Source organism: Methyloparacoccus murrellii (assembly GCF_054657115.1).
Genome location: NZ_BAAHXD010000094.1, coordinates 1 through 2,416 on the forward strand (window position 1 = coordinate 1; position 2,416 = coordinate 2,416).

General features: G+C 64.7%; 2 protein-coding genes and 1 pseudogene. 1 reads left to right on the forward strand and 2 read right to left on the reverse strand.

From position 1 onward, the window contains the following. Window positions 1-723 (forward strand): integron integrase (locus ACYQ1H_RS15365; RefSeq protein ID WP_460028913.1); only part of this gene is annotated, 723 nt, incomplete at its 5' end. A gap of 193 nt (window positions 724-916) precedes the next feature. On the opposite strand, the pseudogene ACYQ1H_RS15370 reads toward ACYQ1H_RS15365, so the two are convergent. Both ACYQ1H_RS15370 and ACYQ1H_RS15375 read right to left on the reverse strand, forming a co-directional pair. Further along, window positions 917-1,151, reverse strand: a pseudogene (locus ACYQ1H_RS15370) (M48 family metalloprotease); the annotation flags it as partial. A 165-nt stretch (window positions 1,152-1,316) separates the two neighbouring features. Beyond that, window positions 1,317-2,342, reverse strand: coding sequence for an IS5 family transposase (locus ACYQ1H_RS15375; protein WP_460028914.1), 1,026 nt, complete (start codon window positions 2,340-2,342; stop codon window positions 1,317-1,319). Window positions 2,343-2,416 lie beyond the last annotated feature (74 nt).

Consider the following 2,416-nt stretch of genomic DNA (forward strand, 5'->3'; position numbering starts at 1 on the left):
GGCGTCGATCTCCCCTGGCTGGACGAGGTGGTGAGGGCCAAGCGGCCGCAACGGTTGCCGACCGTGCTGACGCCGGACGAGGTGGCGCGGCTGCTGGCCTGCCTGGAGGGGACGCAAGCACTGATGGCGAGATTGTTATACGGTACCGGCATGCGCCTGATGGCGTGTCTGCGGTTACGGGTGAAGGATGTGGACCTGAGTTGGCGAGAAATCACGATTCGGGAGGGTAAGGGCAACAAAGACCGTATGACGATGGTACCCGTGGCCCTGCTTCCGGCTCTGGAACAACACCTGGAGCAGGTTCGCGAACTGTGGCGGCGGGACCGGGCGGCGGATTTACCCGGGGTGCAATTGCCGGATGCCCTGGAGCGCAAGAAACCCGGGGAGGAAAAAACGCTAGCTTGGTTCTGGTTATTTCCGGGTCGGGAACTGTCGATGGACCCGCGTTCAGGCATACGCCGCCGTCATCACGCCCATGAACAGGGCATTCAGCGCGCCATCAAGCGAGTGGTGCTGGCGGCGGGCATCGTCAAACCCGCCAGTACCCCTACCCTGCGGCATTCCTTCGCGACCCACCTGCTGGAATCGGGGCAAGATATTCGTACCGTGCAGGAGTTGCTGGGCCATTCGGACGTCAAGACCGCGATGATCTATACCCACGTGCTGAATCGAGGCCCCTTGGGCGTCGTCAGTCCGCTGGATCGGTTGCCAGCGCCGCACTAGCGGCGAGTCCAGGCTTTCAAGAACCCACAAGCGCCTTGTAGTGCGCGATTCCCGCCTCGCGTTCAGCCCTGAAGAAAAAATGCTTGATCGGCCGGGCGTATAACGGTCGCGCCCCGGCGTTGGCTGTGCGGCAGACCGCCGCTACGCAACGCCCACCGGGGCATGGGGCGGGCGTTGCGTTCCGGGGCGATGCTTAGCGCGGGTTTTGCAGCGCGGCGATGCGTTCTTCCAGCGGCGGATGGCTCAGGAACAGCTTCTGCCAGCCCCAGCGCCGCCGCTGATGCCGAAGGCGGCCACAGTTCGCCGGGCAGGTCAGGGTGGTCATGGGCGCGTTGCAGGGCGCGTAGCGCATCCACCATCTTGGTGCGGCCGGCCAGTTGCGCCCCGCCCGCATCGGCACGGAACTCCCGCCAGCGCGAGAACCACATGGGCGCCTCGAATAACCCGAGGTTTTCAGTGAATCCCATCGCGCAATGATGACGGCGACCGAGTTCGGTCCCATTTCTCTGGCAACCCACCGTGTTTTTCGGCGGGGTTGCCCCGTTTTTGCCTCGAATCGCCCCGGGCGGCGGCGATTCGGCCCCTTTCGGGCGTCAGAAGGCCTCGACTCCGGCCCTCCGGAAGTCGACCAGCCGCTTCAGGTTGTAGCCGGCGGCCATCATCGTCATCGCAAAGCGCGCCCGCGCCTGACCGATGGTGCGCAGCAACTTGCCACCCATCTGCTCGAGGGCGCCGAACACGTGCTCGACCCGGGCGCGCGTTTTGGCGATGCGCGGGTTACGCCGCTGCTGGCACTCGGACAGCGGCTTGTTACGCTTGCCCTTCCGCTGGATCTGATTCCAGAAGCCCTTCTCTCTGAGCCAGGCTTCACGCGCCTCGGACGGGTAGCCCCGGTCGGCATAGACGTCCCGACTCGTGTTGCCCGCATCGAAGACGTTGTCGAAGTGCTGGCTGTCGTGCGTACTCGCCGTGTCGGTCTCGATCCGGCGGATGATCTTGTATTTCTTGTCGACGTTGATCGAGCGCTTGTAGCCGAAGTGGCGCTTGCCGTGCGTCTTGGTCCAGGTCGCGTCGATGCCCTTCTGGCGCCGCTTCGCAGGCTTCCCGTCGGCGGGCATCGCACCTTGCTCGAGCAATTCCTTCTCGCCTCGGCGCTTGTGCTGCTTGGGGGCGGGGACCAAGGTGGCGTCGATGATCTGACCGCCGCGCGCGATGAAACCCTTCTTGAGCAGCTGCGCCGAGACGCCGTCAAAGAGCGCCTTGGCACCGGCTGCACCGATCCGGTTCTCGAAGGTCCATACCGTGGTGCGGTCCGGGACATGGGTCGTGTTCGCCAGTCCGCAGAAGTGCTTGTGGCTCATCCGGTCGAGCAACGGGTACTCCATCGGCTCGTCGGACAGGTTGTACAGACGCTTGAGCACCAGGATCCGCACCATCGTCTCGGTCGGGTACGGCGGACGCCCGCCCTGCGCGCTCACCGGGCGCGGCGCAACCTTATCCACCTCGGCCGCCAACGACGCAAAGTCGATGTGCGAGTCGATGTCGGCCAGCGGGTCGATCTTCTTGCGGTGATGCTCGTCGGCGAACAGGTCGGTCTTGATAGCGCGACGCGGTTTCATCGGTGCAGGCTGCAGGGTTAAGGACGTCGTAATGTTACCAAGACCGGGCGAGGCGGAGGTTCTTCGAGGCGCCC